The 24,078-nt window shown below is 71.2% G+C and carries 19 protein-coding genes; 7 read left to right on the forward strand and 12 right to left on the reverse strand.

Annotation, left to right across the window (positions count from 1 at the left end):
* Window positions 1-144 precede the first annotated feature (144 nt).
* Window positions 145-1,086 (reverse strand): alpha/beta hydrolase, encoded by a 942-nt coding sequence (locus PH203_RS15745; protein WP_289920571.1) that lies wholly within the window; start codon window positions 1,084-1,086, stop codon window positions 145-147.
* Window positions 1,087-1,783: 697 nt separating this feature from the next.
* A complete protein-coding gene (locus tag PH203_RS15750) occupies window positions 1,784-2,476 on the reverse strand; it encodes a metal-dependent transcriptional regulator (protein WP_067020955.1) in 693 nt (230 codons plus the stop codon).
* Window positions 2,477-3,059: 583 nt separating this feature from the next.
* Here PH203_RS15750 and PH203_RS15755 point away from each other — a divergent pair.
* The 6 genes from PH203_RS15755 to PH203_RS15785 all read left to right on the forward strand — a co-directional run bounded on the left by PH203_RS15755 (window position 3,060) and on the right by PH203_RS15785 (window position 9,174).
* The gene (locus tag PH203_RS15755; RefSeq protein WP_289920576.1) at window positions 3,060-3,815 is read left to right on the forward strand and encodes an SIS domain-containing protein; all 756 of its coding nucleotides are present in this window, start codon (window positions 3,060-3,062) and stop codon (window positions 3,813-3,815) included.
* A 470-nt stretch (window positions 3,816-4,285) separates the two neighbouring features.
* Window positions 4,286-4,684 carry a RidA family protein gene (locus tag PH203_RS15765; protein WP_289920577.1) on the forward strand — a complete coding sequence of 133 codons (399 nt, stop codon included), beginning with the start codon at window positions 4,286-4,288 and terminating at the stop codon, window positions 4,682-4,684.
* Window positions 4,677-5,144: a GNAT family N-acetyltransferase gene (locus PH203_RS15770; RefSeq protein ID WP_289920578.1), complete on the forward strand. Its 468-nt coding sequence runs from the start codon at window positions 4,677-4,679 to the stop codon at window positions 5,142-5,144. The genes PH203_RS15765 and PH203_RS15770 overlap by 8 nt, the downstream gene beginning before the upstream one ends.
* Window positions 5,145-5,277: 133 nt before the next feature.
* Complete coding sequence (locus PH203_RS15775; protein WP_289920579.1) at window positions 5,278-6,660, forward strand: PAS domain-containing protein; 1,383 nt, start codon at window positions 5,278-5,280, stop codon at window positions 6,658-6,660.
* On the forward strand, window positions 6,605-7,192 hold the full coding sequence (locus PH203_RS15780; RefSeq protein ID WP_289920580.1) for an RRXRR domain-containing protein: 588 nt from the start codon (window positions 6,605-6,607) through the stop codon (window positions 7,190-7,192). The genes PH203_RS15775 and PH203_RS15780 overlap by 56 nt, the downstream gene beginning before the upstream one ends.
* Window positions 7,193-8,145: 953 nt before the next feature.
* Complete coding sequence (locus tag PH203_RS15785) at window positions 8,146-9,174, forward strand: 2-oxoglutarate and iron-dependent oxygenase domain-containing protein (RefSeq protein ID WP_289920582.1); 1,029 nt, start codon at window positions 8,146-8,148, stop codon at window positions 9,172-9,174.
* An 84-nt stretch (window positions 9,175-9,258) separates the two neighbouring features.
* Here PH203_RS15785 and PH203_RS15790 read toward each other — a convergent pair whose 3' ends face one another.
* The gene (locus PH203_RS15790) at window positions 9,259-10,371 is read right to left on the reverse strand and encodes a citrate synthase 2 (RefSeq protein WP_289920583.1); all 1,113 of its coding nucleotides are present in this window, start codon (window positions 10,369-10,371) and stop codon (window positions 9,259-9,261) included.
* 344 nt (window positions 10,372-10,715) lie between these two features.
* Between PH203_RS15790 and pdxH the strand changes: the two genes are divergently transcribed.
* Window positions 10,716-11,345, forward strand: a complete 630-nt coding sequence (pdxH, locus tag PH203_RS15795; RefSeq protein WP_289920729.1) for a pyridoxamine 5'-phosphate oxidase — start codon at window positions 10,716-10,718, stop codon at window positions 11,343-11,345.
* 34 nt (window positions 11,346-11,379) lie between these two features.
* On the opposite strand, the gene PH203_RS15800 is transcribed toward pdxH, so the two are convergent.
* From PH203_RS15800 to PH203_RS15840, 9 genes are all read right to left on the reverse strand, one after another.
* Window positions 11,380-11,994 carry a TetR/AcrR family transcriptional regulator gene (locus PH203_RS15800; protein ID WP_289920584.1) on the reverse strand — a complete coding sequence of 205 codons (615 nt, stop codon included), beginning with the start codon at window positions 11,992-11,994 and terminating at the stop codon, window positions 11,380-11,382.
* Window positions 11,982-12,716 (reverse strand): enoyl-CoA hydratase family protein, encoded by a 735-nt coding sequence (locus PH203_RS15805; protein ID WP_289920585.1) that lies wholly within the window; start codon window positions 12,714-12,716, stop codon window positions 11,982-11,984. Before PH203_RS15805 ends, PH203_RS15800 begins: the two co-directional genes overlap by 13 nt.
* Window positions 12,713-14,281 carry a 4-coumarate--CoA ligase family protein gene (locus PH203_RS15810; RefSeq protein ID WP_289920586.1) on the reverse strand — a complete coding sequence of 523 codons (1,569 nt, stop codon included), beginning with the start codon at window positions 14,279-14,281 and terminating at the stop codon, window positions 12,713-12,715. The genes PH203_RS15805 and PH203_RS15810 overlap by 4 nt, the downstream gene beginning before the upstream one ends.
* Window positions 14,282-14,298: 17 nt before the next feature.
* The gene (locus tag PH203_RS15815) at window positions 14,299-15,435 is read right to left on the reverse strand and encodes an acyl-CoA dehydrogenase family protein (RefSeq protein ID WP_289920587.1); all 1,137 of its coding nucleotides are present in this window, start codon (window positions 15,433-15,435) and stop codon (window positions 14,299-14,301) included.
* Window positions 15,416-17,284 carry a biotin carboxylase N-terminal domain-containing protein gene (locus PH203_RS15820; RefSeq protein ID WP_289920588.1) on the reverse strand — a complete coding sequence of 623 codons (1,869 nt, stop codon included), beginning with the start codon at window positions 17,282-17,284 and terminating at the stop codon, window positions 15,416-15,418. Before PH203_RS15820 ends, PH203_RS15815 begins: the two co-directional genes overlap by 20 nt.
* 11 nt (window positions 17,285-17,295) lie before the next feature.
* Window positions 17,296-18,894: a carboxyl transferase domain-containing protein gene (locus tag PH203_RS15825; protein ID WP_289920589.1), complete on the reverse strand. Its 1,599-nt coding sequence runs from the start codon at window positions 18,892-18,894 to the stop codon at window positions 17,296-17,298.
* A complete protein-coding gene (locus PH203_RS15830; RefSeq protein WP_289920590.1) occupies window positions 18,891-20,630 on the reverse strand; it encodes an acyclic terpene utilization AtuA family protein in 1,740 nt (579 codons plus the stop codon). Before PH203_RS15830 ends, PH203_RS15825 begins: the two co-directional genes overlap by 4 nt.
* Window positions 20,627-21,421 carry a TIGR03084 family metal-binding protein gene (locus tag PH203_RS15835; protein ID WP_289920591.1) on the reverse strand — a complete coding sequence of 265 codons (795 nt, stop codon included), beginning with the start codon at window positions 21,419-21,421 and terminating at the stop codon, window positions 20,627-20,629. Before PH203_RS15835 ends, PH203_RS15830 begins: the two co-directional genes overlap by 4 nt.
* A 104-nt stretch (window positions 21,422-21,525) precedes the next feature.
* Window positions 21,526-24,030 carry a hypothetical protein gene (locus PH203_RS15840; protein WP_289920592.1) on the reverse strand — a complete coding sequence of 835 codons (2,505 nt, stop codon included), beginning with the start codon at window positions 24,028-24,030 and terminating at the stop codon, window positions 21,526-21,528.
* Between the last annotated feature and the right edge of the window lie 48 nt (window positions 24,031-24,078).

The following is a 24,078-nucleotide window of genomic DNA, read 5'->3' on the forward strand; positions in this document are numbered from 1 at the left end:
CGGCCGCGGGGGTTTCGTAGCCGGAGGCCATGTGACCGCGAGGGCTTCGTAGGCCAGGGGATACGCGGCCCGCGGCCCTGTGACGCCCTGATGAGCGCGGGGCCGTGTCGATGTGCGGCTCCTGAGCCCGTGGGCGCCGAAGCCTCACCCCGTGAGCGCGTCGATGAACGGCTCGATGGCCGCCCGCCAGGCCTCCGGCTGGTCGTAGTGCACAAGGTGGCCGGCGTCGGCCACCTCCGCGTACTCCCCCCGCGGCAGCACCCGCACCATCTCCTGGGCCTCCGCCCGCCCCAGCTCCCCGTCCAGGCCGCGCACGACCAGCGCGGGGCACTGCACCTGGGCGAGCTCCTCCCAGTGCGCGTCGTACACCCACGTCTCCCGGGACTTCAGCATCTGCTCGGGTTCGAAGACGGGCCGCCAGCCGTCCGGCGATTCGGACATCACCTCGGCGTAGAACTCGCCGCGGGCGGGGTTCGGGCGCTCCACCCACGGGTCGTCCTCGCCGAACCACTTGCGCACATCGGCGAGCGTGGCGAAGGGGAGGGGCCAGGACTTGAACCAGTCCGCCCACTCCCGCTGGGACGCGGCCCCGAGCGCGGACGCCCGCATGTCGCAGATGATCACGCCGGACACGAGGTCCGGCCGCTTCGCGGCGAGCTGCCAGGCGGTCAGCGCACCCATCGCGTGCCCGACGAGCACGGCGGGGCCGAGGCCGAGCTGTTCGAGCGCGGCCTCCGCGTCCTCGACATATGCCTCGCGGGTGAAGGAGGCCTGCGGGGGCTTGTCGCTGCGGCCGTGGCCGCGTTGGTCGAGGGCGACCGCGCGGTGGCGTTCGGAGAGCCAGCGGGCGGTCGAGGCCCAGTGGGAGGCGCGGCCCATGAGGCCGTGCAGTAAGAGCACACCGGGTGAGCGGTCGAGGGCGCCTTGGACGGTCCGGTGGCCGATGCGCCGCCCGGCCGCCTCGCCGTTCTCCCGGACACCGTGCCCGGCCAGGTCCACCGGCGGGTCGGTCTTGAGAGGGTCGCCGAACTCCCAGGCGGCGAGGCATACGCCGCCTGCCCCGGTCACGTCGATGCGCCGCACCATTGATCCTGGCACCCCCCTGGATCCGCTCGGACCGGCTCACTCCCGCTCGAGCCGGCCGGTCCCGAGAACCGTGTACTGCCTGCCCTGCCTGACGTGCCTGCTGTAGTGCCGCCCGTCCCTCCCTGAAGCGCACGTTCCGTGTGGTGTGTCACCCGAAGGCTATCGAATGCCTATTCGAGAATGCGGCCTCCGCCGACAACACCCCTCGTTTGAGTGACCTTGCTCAAGGATTGATCGTCGCTGCCGAGGGGAGATTTTCAGCGGGAGGCGGACCGCTCGGGGAAACCGGTCCGAGGGGAATGACCCTGAGAGCTCGGGGCTCCGGGTCAGCACAGGGGAGGACAGGCCCCGGCGCCACATGGCGCCGGGGCCCTCCACACGTCTGCGGCACATCCTCCCGGCCCCCTCAGGTCATATGCCTCACGCGACAGCCTCGCACGCGGGCGGCGCGAGCGCTGCGATTCGGCACAGTGAATCTTGGAATCGACGAGATCGCGGTGCTGCCACAACTGACCCTGCCGCCCCGGCAGTTGAACGCCGGTCAGAACACGTACGACGGTCCAGATACGACGGTCCACGGCCGCCGGCACCGAGCGACGAACAGATGGGAGTCGGCGTCCACCTCCGGCTCGGCCCGCGGTCAGCACCGGGCGGCGAACAGATCGGAGTCGACGCCCCTCTCCCGCTCGGCCCGCCGTCAGCGCTTGGCGACGAACACGTGCGAGGCGACGTCGGCCTCCAGCTCGGCCGCCTCACCGCCACTGCCCACCAGCACCCCGCCGGCCGACTCCGTCACGCTCACCACCGAGCCGGGCTGCACGCCCGCCCGACGCAGCGTGTACATCAGCTGCGCGTCGGTCTGGATCGGCTCCCCGATCCGCCGCACGACGACGGTCTTGCCCTCGAGCCCCGGGTCGAGGTCGGCCAGCGACACCATGCCCTCGTCGAGGAACGGGTCGGCGCCGTCCTTCTCGCCGAGCTCCTCCAGACCGGGGATCGGATTGCCGTACGGCGACTCGGTCGGGTGCCGGAGCAGCTCCAGCACCCGCCGCTCCACGGCCTCGCTCATCACGTGCTCCCAGCGACACGCCTCGGCGTGCACCTGCTCCCACTCCAGCCCGATGACGTCGACGAGCAGGCACTCCGCGAGCCGGTGCTTGCGCATCACACGCGTGGCCAGCCGACGCCCCTCGTCCGTCAGCTCCAGATGCCGGTCGCTCGCCACGGACACGAGCCCGTCCCGCTCCATCCGCGCCACCGTCTGGCTCACGGTCGGCCCGCTCTGGTCCAGCCGCTCGGCGATCCGGGCGCGCATGGGGACCACACCTTCCTCCTCCAGCTCGAGGATGGTGCGGAGATACATCTCCGTGGTGTCGATCAGTCCGGACATACGTGCCCCTCGATTAGCTCTGCCGGAAGCACGACGACTTCCCGGCGTGTGCGCTGGCCCTGGCTTCAATTCTGACGCATACCACCGACAACCGTGCCGCGCCGGTGAAACGAGCTGGTTTCGCCAGGGATCTGGGGCTGCGGAGGGCCTCTGCAAGGGGGGACCGGGGTGTCGCGGGGGTCTGGTGGGCGCTGCGGGGGGGTGGCCTGGACGCCGTGTGGTCCGGGCTCCGGGCTCCGGGCTCCGGGCTCCGGGCTCCGGGCTCCGGGCTCCGGGCTCCGGGCTCCGGGCTCCGGGCTCCGGGCTCCGGGCTCCGGGGGGAGGCTGCTTCACGGCGTTGAGCGCGTCGGGCCAAGCAGCGCGGCCCGAGGGGCCCCGAGGCTGTCCGGGGGCCTGCCCCCGGCCCCGCAGGACCGGGTTCGCGCCTCCGCGAGGCACGCCCTACGGCGATGAGGCGCCCCGCGGCAAGGCGGCCCGGCGTCCCGCACCTCACGTAATGCGCCCGCCTCCCCCTGCCGTATTGACACCGCACTGGTCCAGACCGCACGGTGATCCGCGACACAGCCGACCCGAAGGGGCCCGCATGAGCGACGGCACGCCCGCCGACCGGTTCTTCGACGCTGCGATCGGCCTGCTGCAGCGGGTCCGTGACGAGGAGGCCGAGCACATCGACGCGGCCGGGCGGCTTCTCGCCGACACCGTCGCGGGCGGTGGCCGTCTGTTCGCCTTCGGCGCCGGGCACTCCTCGCTCGCCGCGCAGGACGTCGTCTACCGCGCGGGCGGCCTCGCGCTGATGAACCTGCTCACCGTCCCCGGCGTCGTCGGCGTCGATGTCATGCCCGCCACCCTCGGCTCCGCCCTGGAACGCGTCGACGGCCTCGCCACCGCCGTCCTCGACTCCTCGCCCCTCCGCACCGGCGACACCCTCGTGATCATCTCCCTCTCGGGCCGCAACGCCCTCCCCGTGGAGATGGCGATGAGCGCACGCGCGCGTGGCGTGCGGGTCATCGGCGTCACATCAGTGGCCTACGCCTCGGAGACGTCCCCCCGCCACTCCTCCGGCACCTACCTCAAGGACCACTGCGACATCGTCCTCGACTCCAAGATCGCCATCGGCGACGCAGAACTCACCCTCGACACCGTCCCCGCCCCCTTCGCCCCGGCCTCGACGGTCGTGACCTCGGCCCTCCTCCAGGCCGTCGTCGCCACGGCCGCAGCCGACCTCGCTGAACGCGGCATCGAGCCCCCGATGCTGCGGTCCGGGAACGTGGACGGCGGCCTGGAGTGGAACGAGCGGGTCTTCGAGGAATACGGGGACCGGATCTTCTACCGGCAGTAAGGCGAGTCCAGACTCGTCTTCCGACCGACTGGTAAGCGGCGGCGAAGTGCCGCGCGAGGCCATGGAAGACCTTGTCGCCTCCATGCGCTAGGCCCCTCGCCCGGCGCGTCGATCACCCGTCCTGGCCGGAGCGAGCACGGCCGACCTGCGCGCCGTACCACGACGCGGCCCGCCTCTATCGCCTCGCTTGGGCGACGCCGTCCGCCGCCGCGACCGCCTCCCGCAGGCCGGCGAGGCGTTGGCGATCTCCGCCCGGGCCGTCGGCACCTTCCTGCGCCCGGACCTCGTAGCAATCCCTGGAGGGCGTCGAGCCCAGCCATGTCGTCCTCGCGACCCGCGCGGGCGACCGCGGCCGCTTGGTGACGGCGTTTCGGAAAGCCGCCCAGGAGCACCTCACCGCACCCGCCGAGGAATCGCCCCAGGAGGAATCGCCGTAGACGGATCTTCGTGCGGCTCCTAGCGTTCGGATCATGACGGAGCGACAGGCCATTCTCAGTGGTTCGGTGTTCGAGGAGCAGATCGGGTACGCCCGGGCCGTCGTCGACGGTGACTGGGTGCATGTGTCGGGGACGACCGGGTTCGACTACGCGACGATGACGATCTCCGACGATGTCGTCGAGCAGGCCGAGCAGTGCGTGCGGAACATCGGGGCGGCGTTGGAGGAGGCCGGGTGCGGCTTCTCCGACGTCGTAAGGGTGCGGTATCTGCTGCCCGACCGGGAGGACTTCGAGCCGTGCTGGCCGGTGCTGCGGCGGACGTTCGGGGAGGTGCGGCCGGCGGCGACGATGTTGATGTGCGGGCTCGCGGATCCTCGTATGAAGATCGAGATTGAGGTGTACGCGCGGCGGGGAAGTGGATCTCGTGCCTGATGTTCGAATAGAGCCCGCCGTGGGCGACGCCATGCTGGAGCAGTGGCGGTACGTCCACAACGTGATCATCCCGGCCGATGAGCTGAGCCTCGACGCGGTACGGGAGCGGAGCACGCGGAACCGGCTGGAGAACGCGTACGTCGGTGACGTGCTCGTCGGGTGTTCGACCGTGCGGCCGCCTCAGGACGGGGCGGCGACCGTCATCGCGCGCGTGCTGCCCGCGCACCGGCGGCAGGGGCTCGGGACGGCACTGTACGAGAACGGCCTCGCCCACGCGCGCGTGCTGGGCGCCACGGTGATCGAGACGTGCGTGCTGGCCGTCAACGAGGACGGGCTGCGGTTCGCCGAGAAACAGGGCTTTGTCGAGGTCGAGCGGTATGCGCTGCCCGGTGAGACCGACCTGTGGGTCGATCTCCGGCTCGGTCCCGGGCCTGGGCTCGGGCCCGATCGGGCGGTATAGATCCATGGGCGGCGTACAACGATTCCCCCAACTTGCGGGAACTCGGTGTGTGCTGCGTCACGTTCCAGTTAGATGATTGCAAGTGAGCGAACCGACGTGCCGTACGGACGGACGCAGCCTGCAGGGGGTCCAGGTGAGTGCTTCCCGGCGTAGTGGGACCACCGACGAGCTGGGGCCGAACGAGCCCGAGCAGCCCGACGGCGCCGATCTGCTCGCCGCCCTGCTCGACGGCATGGACGCGGCACTGTGCGCCTTCGACGCGGGCGGAGTCGTCACCCACTGGAACCGCGAGGCCGAGCGGATCCTGGGCTGGACCGCCGCCGAGGCCGTGGGGCGCCAGGGGTTCGCGGGATGGGCCGTGCGGAGCGCCGACGCGCAGGAGGTCGAGGGGCGGCTGATGTCCGCCATGCAGGCCCCCGGGCGGCAGGTCCACGAGTTCGCGCTGCTGACCAAGGAAGGCGGCAGAGTCCTCGTACGGACGCAGTCGGCCGCCGTGCGCGGGCCGGACGGCAAGCCGGCCGGGGTGTACTGCGCGTTCAGCGAGGTGCACGCGCAGATCGATCTCGAACGGTCCATCGCGCTCAGCGAGGCGCTCTTCGAGGACGCCAGCTGGGGTGTCGTACTGGTCGACGCCGACCTGCGGCCCGCGGTCGTCAACTCGCACGCCGCCCGGGCACTGGGCATCGGCCGTACGGCCGTCCTCGGGCGGCCCCTCGGGGAACTGCTCGCTCAGGGCGTCGAGGAACTGGAGAGCGCGCTCACCCATGTGCTGGCCGAGGGCGCACCGCCCGCACCCGCCGAGATCTGGGTGAGCGTCCGCACCCCCGAGGGCGAACAGCGGCGCTGCTGGCGCTGCGGCTTCGTACGCCTCGCCTCACCGCTCGCCGAGGAACCCGTGCCCCTGGGCGTCGGCTGGCTCTTCAACGACGTCACCGAGGCCAAGCAGGCCGAGCAGGAGGCGGCCCTGCTCCGCTTCCGCACCAACCAGCTGCACCGCGCGGCCCGCGCCGCCGCCGAGTGCGAGGACCCGACCGAGGCGGCCACGATCCACCTCGACTTCGCGCTCGCCGGCTTCGCCGACCACGCGCTCATCGACCGCGTGGCAGACGCCCCGGCCACCGGATCCGACGTGCCGGTACGGCTGGTACGGGTCGCCGCGACCCCCGCCGGGGCACCCGGGCCTAGCCTGCTGGCCGGACAGGCGGGGCTGCCCGTGCGGTACGCGGTGGGGCATCCCGCGCTGCAGTGCGTGGAGCGGATGGGGTCCGTGCGGGCGAGCGTCGGATCGGTACCGACGGAGAAGGCCCGCGAGTGGGCCCTCGCCCGGCAGTGGCCGGGGGACGCGGTGCACGCGCTGTGCGCGGTACTGCGGAGCCGGGGGCGGACGCTGGGGGTCGTGACCTTCCTGCGGGGGGCCGGGCGGAACCAGTTCGAGCGGTCCGATGCGGTGTACGCGGAGGATGTGGCGGTGCGGATCGCTGCGGCGCTGGATCTGGCGGGGGTTGCACGGGGGTGAGGTGAGCGCCGGTCCGAAGGCGGGGGACGTCAGCTCTGGAAGCGCGCCGCGAGACAGTCGCTTAGCAGCAAGATCGGGTGCGCGTTCGAGGACCCACCAGGCTGTGCTTCCTCAGCAGCCTGCACTGGAATCCGTGGGAGCAGACACCCCTGGGAGCAGGGACGAAACGGCTCACGGACACCCCGCCCTCGCGCGGGGCACCGGCAGGGAACATGGGCGAGGGGAGACCGACGGGCCCAGCACCGGAGCCCGTCGGCGTCACGCCGAGGCAGAGAACGGGAGCGGTGACGCTCCCACGCAGAACCAGTCGTACACGGGTGAAGGAGCTGTGATCACCGTCCGGCGGGGCTTGGTGTCGGTCGAACTCCAACACCGCGGCGACCACATCCACCTCTGCATGCAACAACGCGCCGGATACCGACACAGACGACGCTCCGCCAACTGCCGTTACCGAGCACCGCGTTCAAACAACCGAACCCGTCCGGCAGGATGGCTTCCGCCCTCCTTTGCGACGCGACCGGCGTACCCCTGAACATCGATCACGTCAGACCCCGCAGCCGAGGCGGATCGAACCGCATCTCCAACCGACCGCCTCGCGATGATCCTCCGGCAAGCGAGGACCCCGCTCCATGACGCCGCCGCCATGAACGCGACCCGATGGCAGCTCTTGGATGCCTCGAGTGGTCTCGATCGCCCGCTGCACACCTGGCCCGGCGGGCGAACGCAGTGGAACCGCAGCGCCATGGGACTGGCCAAGACCCACACCCTGGACGCGCTCTCTGTCGGACATCTGGATCACGGGAGCGGCGATGTGATCGTGCGTTTTCCGGGACAGGTACTCGTCGCCAAGGCAACGGGGCGTGGCTCCTATGCCCGCACCACTCCGGATCGATTCGGCTTCCCCCGTCATCGCCACCTTCGCCTCCTGCAACGAAGCGACGGATATGGCTACTCCTTCCGGCCAGAAGGAGCTGCGTCAACATCTCGGAAAACCGGTTGAGCGGTGGCCCACCGGTTCTTAGGGTGTGATGCACCGAGGAGAGGAGGTGGTTCGGAGCATGTATGCACACCGGACGTCGGAGGTGGCTGCAGGCTAGCGGCCTGCCACCACACGCAGTGCGGTGCCGGACCAGCGTGCGCGAGAAGCACGCAGCCGGCCAATCCAACGCAGTCACCCGACCCGCGAGCTCGCCGGTACGTCCGGCCGGCTCCCCCGCTTCAGGCGGGGGAACCCGAGCTCGCGGGTCGTCTGCGTTCGTGGAGGATTTTCGGGAGTGACCTGCGACACCGGGGATTCTTGCGGCACGCAGTACTCTGACCGCATGCTTTCGCTCGTTCGACGCCGCCACGTGGACTACGTCCGCGTCACGAGCATGGGCTGTCGACGATCCGTCTGAGCGATCCGGCCCCTTTTTCAGCAGCCACCGCTGCCGTTTCCTCCTTCTCACCTCTCTCATCTCTCTCATCTCTCTGTGGACGCACTCCATGACGAACGTGTCGACGATCCCGTCGTACCAGCAGCTTCCGATCATCGATCTCTCCGCCGCCGATCGCGGCCCCCAGGCGAGGGCTCTGCTCCATGCGCAGCTGCACAGTGCCGCGCATGACGTGGGGTTCTTCCAGTTGGTCGGGCATGGGGTTCCGCAGGGTGAGGTCGATGCCCTGCTCGCTGCCATGCGGAGGTTCTTCGCGCTTCCGGAGGGTGAGCGGCTGGCCATCGACAATGTTCGTTCGCCGCATTTCCGGGGGTACACGCGGACCGGGGACGAGCGGACGGGTGGGAGTCGGGACTGGCGGGATCAGCTCGACATCGGGGCCGAGCGGGAGGCTCGAATACCGGGGGCTGGGGAGCCTGCTTATTGGTGGCTTCAGGGGCCCAATCAGTGGCCTGAGTCCTTGCCCGAGTTGCGGACCGCCGCGTTGGAGTGGATCGACCGGCTCAGTGGCGTGGCCGAGCGGTTGCTGCGTGAGCTGCTCACGGCGATCGGGGCGCCCGCCGATTTCTACGAGCCGATCTTCGGGGCGCATGCCCATCCGCATCTCAAGCTGGTGCGGTATCCGGGGAGTGCGGGGGACGGCGCCGATCAGGGGGTCGGTGCGCACAAGGACTACGGGTTTCTCACGCTGCTGCTGCAGGACCGGGTCGGTGGGCTTCAGGTGCAGCGTGAGGACGGGTTGTTCCATGATGTGCCGCCGTTGGAGGGGGCGTTCGTGGTGAATCTCGGGGAGCTGCTCGAAGTGGCGACGAACGGGTATCTCGTCGCCACCAATCACCGGGTGGTGTCGCCGCCGGGGGCGACCGAGCGGTTCTCGGTGCCGTTCTTCTACAACCCGCGTCTCGACGCGCGCGTGGAGCCCCTGTCGTTCCCGCACGCTTCCGCCGCGCCCGGCGTCACGGACGACCCCTCGAACCCGCTCTTCGCGGAGTACGGGTACAACGAGCTGAAGGGCAAGCTGCGGGCGCATCCGCTGGTGGCGGAGCGCCACCACGGCAACTTGCTGACTCCGGCCTAGATCAATGCGCCCCATAGGGGCGCGGGGAACTGCGCGACCGGCCACAACCCGGCCCGCAGTCGCCCGCGCTCCTCAAGCTCCTTCTCAGTGGGCGATGTCCTCGTACCCCGAGACATCCTGAGGCTGCCGCGAACCCGGCCCCACATAACGCGCGGACGGCCGCACCAACCGCCCCGTCCGCTTCTGCTCAAGAATGTGCGCCGACCATCCGGCTGTCCTCGCGCAGGTGAACATCGACGTGAACATGTGGGCCGGTACCTCCGCGAAGTCCAGGACGATCGCCGCCCAGAACTCGACGTTGGTGGCCAGGACGCGGTCGGGGCGGCGGGCGTGGAGCTCGGCGAGTGCCGCCTTCTCCAGTGCTTCGGCGACTTCGAAGCGGGGTGCGCCCAGTTCGCGGGCCGTGCGGCGGAGGACGCGGGCGCGGGGGTCTTCGGCGCGGTAGACGCGGTGGCCGAAGCCCATCAGGCGTTCGCCCTTGTCGAGGGCCTGCTTGACGTAGGCCTCGGCGTCGCCGGTGCGTTCGATCTCCTCGATCATGTGGAGGACGCGGGAGGGGGCGCCGCCGTGGAGGGGGCCGGACATGGCTCCTACGGCGCCGGAGAGGGCGGCTGCGACGTCGGCGCCGGTGGAGGCGATGACGCGGGCGGTGAAGGTGGAGGCGTTCATGCCGTGTTCGGCGGCGGAGGTCCAGTACGCGTCGACGGCGGCGACGTGTTTGGGGTCGGGTTCGCCGCGCCAGCGGATCATGAAGCGTTCGACGACGGACTGGGCTTTGTCGATCTCGCTCTGCGGGACCATGGGGCGGCCCTGGCCGCGGGCGGACTGGGCGACGTAGGAGAGGGCCATGACGGCGGCCCTGGCGAGGTCTTCGCGGGCCTGGGCCTCGTCGATGTCGAGGAGTGGTTTGAGGCCCCAGACGGGGGCGAGCATCGCGAGTGCGGACTGGACGTCGACGCGGATGTCGCCGGAGTGGACGGGGATGGGGAAGGGTTCGGCGGGCGGCAGGCCGGGGCGGAAGGCGCCGTCGACGAGCAGGCCCCAGACGTTGCCGAACGAGACGTGACCGACCAGGTCCTCGATGTCGACGCCCCGGTACCTCAGGGCGCCGCCCTCCTTGTCCGGTTCGGCGATCTCCGTCTCGAACGCGACGACTCCTTCGAGGCCGGGTACGAAGGAGGGGTCAAAGTCGGACATCAGGCGGCTCCTCATGATGTGTGCGACAGGTCTTGTCGGGGTGCGGGGTGTCGGTTCGGGGTGCTGATGGGGGGGCGACCTGCGGAGTGGGACGGCTCCGCGGTGGTCGGCTGGCCCTGTGATGCCCCTTTCGGCGGGTGGTCACCCCACCGTTGTGGCATCTGCACCATATCCCCGAGTGCCACCTTTGGGGAGTGGTTGCGGCACTGAGTGCCACCCTTGGTGCCGTGGTCTCAACGGCCCCTCGCATGGATTCGATACGGCAAGATGACGGCGTGACCGACGCAGCCATCGTCTCCCCCGGCCCCGAGCCCACGCCCGAATCCGCCCCGGATCCGGCCTCCATGCGCAAGCAGTACCGGGCCGAGGGGCTCGCCGAGAGCGATCTCGCCGCCACGCCGGTGGAGCAGTTCGCGCGCTGGTTCAAGCAGGCCGCGACGGAGGCGCATCTGTTCGAGCCGAACGCCATGGTGGTGTCCACGGCGGACGGGGAGGGGCGGCCCAGTTCTCGTACGGTGCTGTTGAAGCAGTTCGACGAGCAGGGGTTCGTCTTCTACACGAACTACGACTCCCGCAAGGCGCGTGATCTCTCCGAGAATCCGTATGTCTCGCTGCTCTTTCCGTGGCATCCGATGGCTCGCCAGGTCCTCGTCACGGGCATCGCGCGGCGTACCGGGCGGGACGAGACCGCCGCGTACTTCCGGACCCGGCCGCACGGCTCCCAGCTCGGTGCGTGGGCCAGCGCCCAGTCGTCGGTGATCGCCACGCGTGCCGAGCTGGAGGCGTCGTACGCCGAGCTGGAGGCTCGCTATCCGGAGGGTGAGCAGGTGCCGGTGCCGCCGAACTGGGGTGGTTTCCGGGTGGCCCCGCAGGCGGTGGAGTTCTGGCAGGGCCGGGAGAACCGGCTGCACGACCGGCTGCGGTACGTGGCGGAGCCGGACGGGAGTTGGCGGGTGGAGCGGCTCAGCCCCTGAGATCCTCAGCGGGGTTCTCCGTCGGTCTTCTCCTTCAGTCCAGCGCCTCGTCCAGCAGTACGGCCCACTGCGCCACCACTCGTTCCCGCCGCCCCGCGTCGTCCGTGAGCAGGTTGGCGAGGCCCAGGCCGCGGGCCATGTCCAGCAGGCCCTGGACGGTCTCGCGGGCGCCCGGCCGGGACTCGTCCGCGCCCAGCAGCTCGACCGCGATGCGGTGGGTCTCGCGGCCGACGCGGGCCTCCAGCTCCGTCACCCTGGGGCGGAGCTGTTCCTCGTTCGAGGCGGCGACCCAGAGGTGGAGAGCGGCGCGGAAGAGGGGGCCGGTGTAGAGGTCGACGAGGGCTGTCACGACCGCGCGGCGGTCGACGGTCGCGTCTGCCGGGAAGAGGGCGCGCAGGGCTGTCGACCGTTCCTCCGCGACGTACTCGACCGCCGCCGTGAACAGGTCCTCCCGGGTCGGGAAGTGGTGCTGGGCGGCGCCTCGGGAGACGCCCGCGCGTTCGGCTACCACGGACACCGTGGAGCCTGTCCAGCCGTGTTCGGCGAGGCAGGCCACGGCGGCTTCCAGGAGGCGCTGCCGGGTGGCGCGGCTGCGGTCCTGTTTGGGGGTTCGTTCGACACGGTCGCCGACCGTGCTCACAGCGCCCATGCGGGGTCCCGTCGTTCTAGGAAGGCTGTCATGCCTTCGTGGGCCTGTGCGGAGGAGAACAGGCGGGCCGAGAGTGCGGTGAGGTGGGCCGCGTCCCGGTCGAAGGCTTCCAGCACCCTAGCGGTGAGCAGCTGTTTCGTCTCCGCGAGGGCTTCGGGTGCGGCTTTGCGGAGGCCGTCCAGGAGGGGTTCCAGTACGGCGTCCACGTCGTCGCCGGTCGCGGTGAGCAGGCCGGTGCGGACGGCCTCGGGGGCGTCGAAGCGGGCGCCGGTGAGGTAGTGGCGGGCGAGGGCGCGGGGGTCGGTGCGGGGGAGCAACGTCAGGGAGATGACCGCGGGGGCCACTCCGATCCGTACCTCTGTGAAGGCGAAGCTGGACCGTGCCGACGCCACGCCCATGTCGCAGGCCGCCAGGAGGCCCAGGCCGCCCGCGCGGACATGGCCTGTGACCCGCGCGAGCACGGGTTTGGGCAGTTCGACGATCTGCCGGAGGAGGCCCACGAGCGCGTCGGGGTCCGGGGGCTCCTTGAGGTCGGCGCCCGCGCTGAAGGTGTTGCCGGTGTGGGTGAGGACGATCGCGCGTACGTCGCCGTCCTTCCCCGCTTCGGCGAGGGCGGCGGCCAGTTCCCCCACGAGCGTCGCCGAGAGGGCGTTGCGGTTGTGCGGTGAGTCGAGGGTGAGGGTTTCGATGCCACGCGCGCGCGTGCGGCCGATCAGGGTCATGGGGTCTCCCTCAGTTGCCGGCGCAGGATCTTCCCGGAGGCGGCGCGCGGTACTCCGTCGATGAAGGTGACCTCGCGGACGCGTTTGTAGGGGGCGACGCGTTCGGCGACGTACATCATGACCTCTCCTTCGGAGAGGTCGGCGGCGGTGGGCTGGCGGACCACGTAGGCGTGCGGGACTTCGTTGCCGTCCTCGTTGTAGGCGCCGATGACGGCGGCGTCGGCGATCCCGGGGTGGGTGAGCAGGAGCGCTTCCAGTTCGGCGGGGGCGACCTGGAAGCCCTTGTACTTGATGAGCTCCTTCACGCGGTCGACGACGAACAGCCAGCCGTCGGCGTCGACATGGCCGACGTCGCCGGTGTGCAGCCAGCCCTCGGGGTCGATCATCGCGGCGGTGGCGTCGGGGCGGCCGAGGTAGCCCTTCATGACCTGGGGGCCGCGGATGAGGATCTCGCCGTCCGCGCCGATGCCGACGTCCTTGTCGGGGTCGTCGAGGGAGACGATCCGCATCTCGGTGCCGGCGATGAGGCGGCCGACGGTGCCGGGGGGTGCCTGGCGCATGGCGGCGAGGGGGACGACGTGGGTGCCGGGCGAGAGTTCCGTCATGCCGTACGCCTGGCCGACGGGGGGCAGGTTGAGGCGTCGTGAGCAGGCTTCGGCGAGCTTGGCGTCCAGGGGGGCGGCGGCGCTGATGACGTACTGCAGCGAGGTGAGGTCGTACTCGGCGACCAGGGGGTGCTTGGCGAGGGCCAGGACGATCGGCGGGGCGACGTAGAGGCCGGTGATGCGGTGGTTCTGGATGGCCGCGAGGAAGGTCTGCAGGTCGAAGCGGGGCAGGACGACGACGGTGGCGCCCCTGCGCAGGGGGGCGTTCATGAGGGCGGTCAGGCCGTAGATGTGGAAGAACGGCAGGACGGCGAGGATGCGGTCGCCGGGGCCCGCGGAGATGGCCGGTTCGAGCTGGGCGAGGTTGGTGGCTATCTGGCGGTGGGTGAGCATGACGCCCTTGGGGATGCCGGTCGTGCCCGAGGAGTACGGCAGTGCCGCCACGTCCGCCGCGGGGTCGATGCCGACGGCGGGCTCGGGGGCGGTGGAGCCGAGCATGTCGATGAGGGAGCGGTGTCCGGTCGCGTGGTCGCAGACGAAGATCTCCGCGACGCCGCCCGCGAGTTCGGCGGCCCGGCGGGCGACCTCCAGCAGGGGCGAGACGGTGACGATCCAGCGGGCCGCGGAGTCCTTGAGCTGCTTGGCGAACTCCTCCGGTGTCGCCATGGGGTGCACCGTGGTGACGGACGCCCCCGCGCGCGTGGCCGCGTAGAACGCCGTCGGGAACGCGACGGTGTTGGGGCTGTGGAGCGCCAGCACGTCTCCCTTGGCCACTCCCGCCTCGGCGAGGCCGGCGGCGATGCGGCGGTGGAACCGGTCCAGTTGTTCGTACGTGAGGGTGGTGCCGTCCGTGCCGTCGATGAGCGCGGGGTGCTCCCCGAACTCGGCGGCCCGGCCCAGTACGGCTTCGTGGATGGGGAGTTCTACGGGTGCGACGTCTGCGTACTCGCTGCGGAACATGGTTCCTCCAAGACGGCCTAGTACGACTTGGGCAGGCCCAGGGTCTGGTGGGAGACGTAGTTGAGAATCATCTCCCTGCTCACCGGAGCAATACGAGCCACGCGCGCGGCCGTTATCAACGAGGCGAGCCCGAATTCCCGGGTGAGGCCGTTGCCGCCGAGGGTGTGCACGGCCTGGTCGACCGCCTTCACACAGGCCTCCCCTGCGGCGTACTTCGCCATGTTGGCGGCCTCGCCCGCGCCGGCGTCGTCGCCCTCGTCGTAGAGGTGGGCCGCTTTCTGCATCATCAGGCGGGCCAGTTCGAGGTCGATGTGCGCCTGGGCCAGGGGGTGGGCGATGGCCTGGTGGGCGCCGATGGGGGCGTTCCACACGGTGCGTTCGCGCGCGTAGTCGAGGGCTTGGGAGAGGGCGTACCGGCCCATGCCGATCGCGAAGGCGGCGGTCATGATGCGTTCGGGGTTGAGGCCGGCGAAGAGCTGGAGGAGCCCTGCGTCCTCGTCTCCGACCAGCGCGTCCGCGGGGAGGCGTACGTCGTCGAGGGTCAGCTCGAACTGCTTCTCCGCCGCCTGGAGTTCCATGTCGATCTGGCGGCGGGTGAAGCCGGGGGCGTCTTTGGGGACGATGAAGAGGCAGGGCTTGAGGCGGCCGGTGCGGGAGTCCTCGGTGCGGCCGACGATGAGGGTGGCGTCGGCTATGTCGACGCCGGAGATGAAGACCTTGCGGCCGGTGAGGAGCCAGTCTCCGGTGTCGGGGTCGCGGCGGGCCGTGGTGGTGATGCGGTGGCTGTTGGAGCCGGCGTCGGGTTCGGTGATGCCGAAGGCCATGGTGCGGGTGCCGTCCGCGAGGGCGGGGAGCCATGTGCTCTTCTGGGCGGGGGTTCCGAAGCGGGCGATCACTGTGCCGCAGATGGCGGGGGACACGACCATCATGAGCAGGGGGCAGCCGGCGGCGCCCAGCTCTTCGAGGACGAGGGAGAGTTCAAAGATGCCGCCGCCTCCGCCTCCGTACTCCTCGGGGAGGTTGACGCCGAGGTAGCCGAGTTTGCCGGCTTCGGACCAGAGGTGTTCGCGGTCGTAGCCGCGGCCGTGGCGTTTCCCCAGGGCGGCTACGGCCCGGCGGAGGGCTTTGTGCTCGTCAGTCTCGATCGTGGGCATGTGACTCCTTCACTACTGCCAGCAGAGAGCCGACTGTCACCTGTTGGCCGGGCACTGCCTGGAGGGCGCTCAGCGTCCCTGTGACCGGCGCCGTGATCTTGTGTTCCATCTTCATCGCCTCCAGCCACAGGAGGGGCTGTCCGGCCTGTACAGCGGCTCCTGCGGCGAGTCCCTCGGCGATCCTGACGACCGTTCCCGGCATGGGGGCCAGCAGGGATCCGGGGGCGAGTTGGGCCGCGGGGTCGGCGAAGCGGGGCAGTGCCCTCAGCCTCGTCGTGTTCACGTGGACCTCGTCGCCGTATCTCGTCACCTCGAACCTGCGCTGCACGCCTTCCGCTTCGAGTACGACGAGATGCGCGTCGGCGTGGACGACCCGCACCCCGTCCGCCGCCACGCCGTCCCGCGTGTGGCGGTAGCTCGCCTCGTGCTCCTCGCCCGCCATCTCGTAGCGCTTGGTCTGGGGCTGCGAGGGAACGTTGCGCCAGGCTCCGCCGAAGCGGGAGCGGGAGGGGCCGTGGGCGTCGGCGAGGGCGGCGGCCAAGGGGGCGTACGGGTCGGGAGCCGGGGGTGTCAGCGAGGACAGGTGGCGGTCGTAGAAGGCCGTCGTCATCGACGCCGACGCGAACTCCGCGTGGCGCAGGCTCCGTACCAGCAGGTCCCTGTTGGTCGTCGGGCCGTGGATCGTCGCCCTCTCCAGGGCGCCCGCCAGTTTGCGCAGTGCCTCCGCGCGTGTGGGGGCGTGGGCGACGGCCTTGGCGAGCAGGGGGTCGTAGTGGACGCCGATCTCGGTGCCGTCGTCGTAGCCGGTGTCCAGGCGGACGGTGTCCGGGACGGCCAGGCGGTGCAGGGTGCCGGTCTGGGGGGTCCAGTCGGCCGACGGGTCCTCGGCGTAGAGGCGGGCCTCGATGGCGTGGCCACGCGCGCGTGGGGGCTCGGTGTCGAGCTCCCGGCCCTCCGCCACCGCGATCTGGAGCGCCACCAGGTCGACGCCGAACACCGCCTCCGTCACCGGGTGTTCGACCTGGAGGCGGGTGTTCATCTCCAGGAAGTGCGGCTTGCCGTCGGCGACCAGGAACTCGACGGTGCCCGCGCCCACGTAGTCGACGGCGCGCGCGGCGCGCACAGCCAGCGTGCACAGCTCCTTCGCGAGCCCCTCCGCGAGCCCGGGCGCCGGGGCCTCCTCGATGACCTTCTGGTGGCGGCGCTGGAGCGAGCAGTCGCGCGTGCCCAGCGCCCACACGGTGCCGTGCGCGTCGGCGAGCACCTGCACCTCGACATGGCGCCCGTGCTCCACGTACGGCTCGACGAACACCTCGCCGTCACCGAAGGCGCTCGCGGCCTCGGCGCGCGCGCCCTCCAACGCGACGCTCAGCTCCTCAAGGCGGCGCACGACACGCATCCCGCGCCCCCCGCCGCCCGCGGCCGCCTTCACCAGCACGGGCAGATCGGCGTCCGTGACCTCCCCCAGGGGCGCGAGGCCCATCAGCTCCTTCGCGCGCGTCTTGGACGCCATCGCCTCGATCGCCTCCGGGGGCGGGCCGATCCACACCAGCCCGGCGTCCAGGACGGCCCGTGCGAAGTCCGCGTTCTCGGAGAGGAAGCCGTAGCCGGGGTGCACGGCGTCGGCGCCGGCCGCGACCGCCGCCTTCACGATCAGGTCGCCGCGCAGATACGTCTCCGCGGGGGTCGCGCCCGGAAGCCGTACGGCGGTGTCGGCCACGCGCGCGTGGAGGGCGTTCGCGTCGGGGTCCGAGTGCACGGCGACCGTCCGGATGCCCAGTTCACGGCAGGTGCGGAAGACGCGGCAGGCGATCTCGCCACGGTTGGCGACGAGGACAGAAGTGATCACTTAAGGGTTCCTCACATCCGGAAGACGCCGAAGCCGCCGCGCGCACCCTCGTACGGCGCCGTGTGGACGGCCGACAGGCACAGGCCGAGGACGGTCCGGGTGTCGCGGGGGTCGATGACGCCGTCGTCGTAGAGCCGGCCCGACAGGAACATCGGCAGCGACTCGGACTCGATCTGCTGCTCCACCATGGCCCGCAGCGCCGCGTCCGCGTCCTCGTCGTACGGCTGTCCCTTCGCCGCCGCCGACTGCCGGGCGACGATCGAGAGGACGCCCGCCAGTTGCTGCGGGCCCATCACGGCCGACTTGGCACTGGGCCAGGCGAAGAGGAAGCGGGGGTCGTAGGCGCGTCCGCACATGCCGTAGTGGCCGGCGCCGTACGAGGCACCCATCAGCACGGACAGATGAGGCACCCGGCTGTTGCTCACCGCGTTGATCATCATCGCGCCGTGCTTGATGATGCCGCCCTGCTCGTACTCCTTGCCGACCATGTAGCCGGTGGTGTTGTGGAGGAAGAGGAGGGGGATGTCGCGCTGGTTGGCCAGCTGGATGAACTGGGCCGCTTTCTGGGACTCCTCGGAGAACAGCACGCCCTGCGCGTTGGCCAGGATGCCCACCGGGTAGCCGTGCAGCGCCGCCCAGCCGGTCGTCAGACTGGTGCCGTACAGCGGCTTGAACTCGTCGAAGTCGGAGGCGTCCACGATCCGGGCGATGACCTCGCGGGGGTCGAAGGGGATCTTCAGATCGCCGGGAACGATGCCGAGGAGCTCCTCGTTGGAGTACTTGGGCGGTTCGACGGGACCCGGATCGTCGTACGCCTTCCGGTGGTTCAGGCGTGCCACCACTCTCCGCGCCTGCCGCAGCGCGTCCTGCTCGTCGACTGCGAAGTAGTCCGCCAGACCCGACACGCGTGCGTGCATCTCGGCTCCACCCAGCGACTCGTCGTCGCTCTCCTCACCGGTCGCCATCTTGACCAGCGGCGGCCCGCCGAGGAACACCTTCGCCCGCTCCTTGACCATGATCACGTGGTCGGACATACCGGGGATGTAGGCGCCCCCGGCGGTGGAGTTGCCGAACACGACCGCGACCGTCGGGATCCCGGCGGCCGAAAGCCGGGTCAGATCACGGAAGATGGCGCCGCCCGGGATGAAGATCTCCTTCTGGGAGGGCAGATCGGCGCCGCCGGACTCCACCAGGCTGATGCAGGGCAGCCGGTTGGCGAGGGCGATGTCGTTGGCGCGCAACGCCTTCTTCAGTGACCAGGGATTGCTGGCGCCGCCGCGTACGGTCGGGTCGTTCGCGGTGATCAGGCACTCCACGCCTTCGACGACGCCGATGCCGGTGACGAGGGAGGCGCCGACGGTGTAGTCGCTGCCCCAGGCGGCGAGCGGGGAGAGTTCCAGGAAGGGGGTGTCGGGGTCGAGGAGCAGTTCGATGCGTTCGCGGGCGAGCAGCTTGCCGCGTCCCCGGTGGCGTTGGACGTATTTCTCGCCGCCGCCCGCGAGGGCCTTGGCGTGTTCGGTGTCCAGCTCGGTGAGTCTGGCGAGCATGGCTTCGCGGTTCGCGCGGTAGTCGGGGTCGTTGGTGTCGAGCGCCGACGACAGGACGGTCACAGCAGCTCCTCCGGGATGTCCAGGTGGCGGGAGCGCAGCCATTCGCCGAGCGCCTTGGCCTGCGGGTCGAATCGGTGCTGGGCGGCGGCACCGGCGCCGAGGATGCCCTCGACGACGAAGTTGAGCGCGCGGAGGCCGGGCAGGACATGGCGGGTGACGGGCAGGTCGGCCGTCTCCGGGAGGAGTTCACGGAGCCGGTCGGCGGTGAGGGTGTGGGCGAGCCAGCGCCAGGCCGCGTCCGTGCGGGCCCACAGTCCGATGTTGGCGTTGCCGCCTTTGTCACCGCTGCGGGCGCCCGCGACGAGCCCGAGGGGGGCGCGTCGGGTGCGCCCCGAGGGGAGGGGCTCGGGCAGGGCCGGCTCCGGTACCTCTTCGAGTACGAGGGTGTCCTGGGCCGGCGCCACAGGGACCCGCCGCCCGTCATGGAGCACCGCCACATGGGGGACGGCGCCATGGGGGACGTACACATCCTCGAAGACCCCATAGGGCGCGCCCTTTCCCGGTGGGGCGAGCACATGGAAGCCGGGGTAGCTGGCGAGCGCGAGCTCGATGGCGGCGCCGCTGAGCGCCCGCCCCACGGCCTCCTGGTCCGGGTCCCGTACGACGAGCCGCAGCAGGGCGCTCGCGGTCTCCTCGGTGTCGGCGTCGGGACGGTCGGTGCGGGCCAGGTCCCAGCGGATGTCGGTGATCTTGCCGAGGTGGGGTTCCATCTGGGCCCGTACCAGCGCGGCCTTGGCCTCGATGCCGAGGCCGGTGAGGACGAAGGCGACCTCGTTGCGGAAGCCGCCGAGGCGGTTGAGGCCGACCTTGAGGGTGGGGGGCGGGGGTTCGCCCCGGACGCCGTCGATGCGGACGCGGTCGGGGCCTTCCCGGGTGAGGCGGATCGTGTCGAGGCGGGCGGTGACGTCGGGGCCGGCATAGCGGGCGCCGCCGGTCTCGTACAGGAGCTGGGCGGTCACCGTGCCGATGTCGACGAAGCCGCCGGTGCCGGGGTGTTTGGTGATGACGGCGCTGCCGTCCTCGTGGAGTTCGGCGAGGGGGAAGCCGGGGCGGCGGACGTCACCGTTCCCGTCATCGAAGAAGGCGTAGTTGCCGCCGGTCGCCTGTGTCCCGCACTCCAGCACATGTCCGGCGACGACGGCCCCCGCGAGCCGGTCGTACTCCCTCGGCCCCCAGCCGAAGTGGGCGACGGCGGGCCCGGTGACCAGCGCCGCGTCCGTCACCCGCCCGGTGACCACGATGTCGGCGCCCTCGCGCAGACAGGCGGCGATGCCGAAGCCGCCGAGGTAGGCGTGGGCGGCGAGGCTGCCGGGGTGGTGCGGGGTGAGGTCGTCGCCCTCGACATGGGCGACGCGGACGGGGATGCCGAGACGGTCGGCCAGCTCCCGTACGCGGGCGGCCAGCCCGGCGGGGTTGAGGCCGCCGGCGTTGGTCACGATCCTGACGCCGCGGTCATGGGCGAGGCCGAGGGACTCCTCCAGCTGGCGCAGGAAGGTGCGGGCGTAGCCGGCGCCGGGGTCCTTCAGGCGGTCTCGGCCGAGGATGAGCATGGTGAGTTCGGCGAGGTAGTCGCCGGTGAGGACGTCCAGTTCACCGCCGGTGAGCATGTCGTGCAGGGCGTCGAAGCGGTCGCCGTAGAAGCCGGAGGCGTTGCCTATGCGGAGGGGGGCGGTGCCGTCGGGCTCGGCAGCGCGGAGGGGCTCTGCGGCTCGGAGGGGCTCTGCGGCGTCGGTCATCGGGCGGCCCCTTTGGGCGGGCGGCCGTCTCCCGGCGGGCCCGCGAAGGCCTGGGCGATGTCGAGCCAGCGGTCGGCGTCGGGGCCTTCGGCGTGCAGGGCGAGGTCGCCGCGGTGGGCGCGCTGGGTGACGAGGAGACAGAAGTCGAGGGCGGGGCCGGTGACCCGGCCGACGGCGTCCTCGGGGCCGTAGATCCACAACTCGCCGGAGGGGGCGGTGAGTTCGATACGGAACTCCTCGAACGGCGGGGTCAGTCCGTGCACCCCGAAGGAGTAGTCGCGGGTGCGGACGCCGAGCCGGGCGATGTGGCTCAACCGGTCGGTGGGCGTACGGGCCACGCCCAGCGCGTCCGCCACGTCCAGGCCGTGGGCCCAGGTCTCCATGAGGCGGGCGGTGGCCATGGAGGCGGTGGACATGGGCGGGCCGTACCAGGGGAAGCGGGCGCCGTCGGGGGCGGTGCGCAGGGCCTCGGCCAGCGCCTTGCGCCCGGTCCGCCAGTCGGCGAGCAGCTGCCCGGGCGGCTTCCCGGCCCCCTCCTCTGCACCGTTGTCCACGAAGTCACCGGGCGCGGCCAGCGCCTTCTCGACCTCACGGGAGAAGGCGTCCTGATCGGTCACCGCCAGCAGCGAGGAGTGGTCGGTCCAAGCGAGGTGGGCGATCTGGTGCGCGATGGTCCAGCCGGGGGCGGGGGTCGCGAGCGCCCACTGCTCGGCGGTCAACTCGGCCACGAGCAGGTCGAGTTCCTCGCTCTCCGCGCACAGGTCGTCGATGACGGGCGTGGGGTCTGCCATGGGGGGAGCATGGCAGCGGGACCAGAAACAAGCAAGCGTGCTTGCATTAATAATCCGCGCCGGCCTCACGGGGACGGTGTGCGGGTGCTGGGGCGACTGGCAGTTCAGCCGGTGACCCGGGGTAGCGTCGCCGCGCCGTTCCCGCCGTCCGGTGCCGGTGCCTGTGCCTGTGCCTGTGCCTGTGCCTGTGCCTGTGCCTGTGCGGGCAGGACGATCGGGGGCGGTGGTGGCAGGGTCCCCTTCAGGGAGTCGAGGAGGCGTCTGCGGATCGGGCGGAGCCAGGGGGCGCGTCGGTAGCCGCTGTGCCGTTCCAGTGGCCAGAAGACGGGCTGGCCCGGTGTGCGGTGCGGTGCCGCGGCTTCCTGGTCGGCGGTCGGGGTCACGCCGTCCTTCCACTCCACGTCCTCGAAGCGGCCCGGCACGGCCAGGGTCCCGAGGACCGGTCCCGCCAGCACGTCGGTCGCGCGGTGGATGTTCGTCCAGGCGTGCAGGTCCGTCAGGGCCCGGATCGAGTCGCCGGGCGCGTAACCGGGGTAGTGGCGCTGGAACATCACGCCGACCGGGCTGCCCGTGGTCAGCAGGGCGATGCGTTCGCGCAGTTCGGGCTGTACCTGCCACAGCGCTGCCACGGCGACCACGGATCCCATCGAGTGGGCCTGGATCAGCATGCGCCGCTCGTTCCCGCCCAGCAGGTACTCGATACGGTGCACGAGCTCGGGGACGGTGCGCACCGCCCAGGCCGCCGGGGTGAAGGGGTGCGCCGCACGCGGCCAGAACGCGCCGAACGCCCAGGCCAGCCCGGCGTTACGGCGCATCTCCGGCCGCAGCACGATGGCTCGTACGGCGAACACGGCCACCGCGACGAGACCGACCAGGATGACGGCCCCGAGCGTCGTCAGCTGCTGCAGTCCGTCGGTCGTGACGTCCCGTACGCCCGCCAGCCAGGAGCCGTCGCCGACCCAGTAGGCCCCGTACATGGCGCAGATCAGGACGACGACCAGCAGCGCGAGGGTGGCCAGGCCGCGGTCGTACCAGATCAGGGCGCGGACCCCGGCGTACTCCGCGAACCGCAGCCTCTTCCACTGGCGGTGGTTGTCGTCGGTGTCGTCGCGATCCGCGCTGGGGCCGGGAGCCGCGCCGGGGTCGGGGGCCGCGTCGGGGGACTCGGCCGGTGAGAGCCAGGGGCGGCGTACGGCCATGCACGCGGCGACGATCGCGCCCACCGCCGCGCCGAGCAGCACGACGAGCGGGAAGGCGGCCGCGACCACCTGGACGGCCCTGGGGATGAGGGCCGCGTACGCGTCGCCGTCGGGGGTGAGCCAGCCCTGGAGCCACAGGGAGAACGCGGCGGTGTACAGCCAGCCGATGAAGCAGGCCAGCACACCGACCACGGGGCCCAGGAGTCCGTACAGGGTGGTGTGCGACGCCGAGCCGGTCTCGCTCCTGACCATCGCGACACAGGCGATGACCATGAACACGAGGCCGACGCCCTGGGCGATCACCACGTAGTTCGCCTCCGCTCCCATGCCGGGCAGCATGGTGGAGCGCGCACGGGCGGCGTCCCAGTCCCGGGACGGCACCGCGCAGCACACCATGGCGGCGGCCGTCACCGCCGAGCAGCCGATGACGGACCCCTCGGCGTATCTGAGGGGCCAGCGGAGCCGGCGCCGCGGCGAGCCCATCTCGCCGTCGCGCTGGACATAGGTGGCGCGGAAGTACGGTCCGTCGATCACCACGAGGAGGGCCATCGCCAGGATCAGCACGAACAGGATCAGGGCCAGGGTCGCGTCGCCCTCGCGCAGGTCGTACTGGAGCGGCGGGACGATGAGCAGCATGGCCACCGTGAGCAGTCCCGCGCACAGATGCCGGGTGGTCAGGCCCCTGGCCCGGGTGTTGTGCTCCCAGAAGCCGCGGATCTCCAAGGGCCGCCGGGTGCGGTGTCCGTCGTGCCGGTGCCGGTCCTCCTCCTCGGCCTGTTCGTAGTCGCCGCGCGAGGCGGTCCTGAGCACCGGGCGGTACTCGCGTTTGGCGTCCCGGGCGCTGAACGCCATCAGGGTGCCGACGATCAGGGGCGCGAGGGCCGCGAGCGCGAGGCCCGTCCCCGTGTCCGGCTTGCGGGCCGCGCTGACCGCGAAGTTGCCCGAGACGCACTCGGCGGTCCCGGCCCCGCACTGCCAGACGATCTGATCCATGGCGGCCTGCCCGAAGACGCCGACCAGCATCACGGTCAGGGACAGTCCGAGCAGCCGCGCCCCGAAGCTGTAGAGGGATCCCTGCCAGGAGCGTTCCGGTAATCGTGGCTGCATCCACGTGACGAGGTTGATCACGAGGAACGGCAGCAGGAAGAGCCAGACCGCCCGGCCGGCCCCGCCGATCAAAAGCCGTGGCCAGTCGTACACCTCGCGCAGGACGGCCGGACCGTCGCTGTCCTCCTCGGCGGTGCGGTACCAGCCCGCGCTGCCGTCTCCGCTGACCTGCCGTACACCGGGCGGCCGGAGGACCTCCTCACGGTCCACCACGCCGGTCCCGGGGATGACCAGTTCGACCAGTTCCACCTGCCCGGGAGGGGGTGGTTCGCCGACGTGCGTGCCCGGTGTTCCGTTGTCCATGAACCATCAGCGTGAGGCCGGTGACCTCGGCTGACCATGCGCTGAATG

This window comes from Streptomyces sp. S.PB5 (assembly GCF_030403745.1).
Lineage (GTDB): Bacteria > Actinomycetota > Actinomycetes > Streptomycetales > Streptomycetaceae > Streptomyces.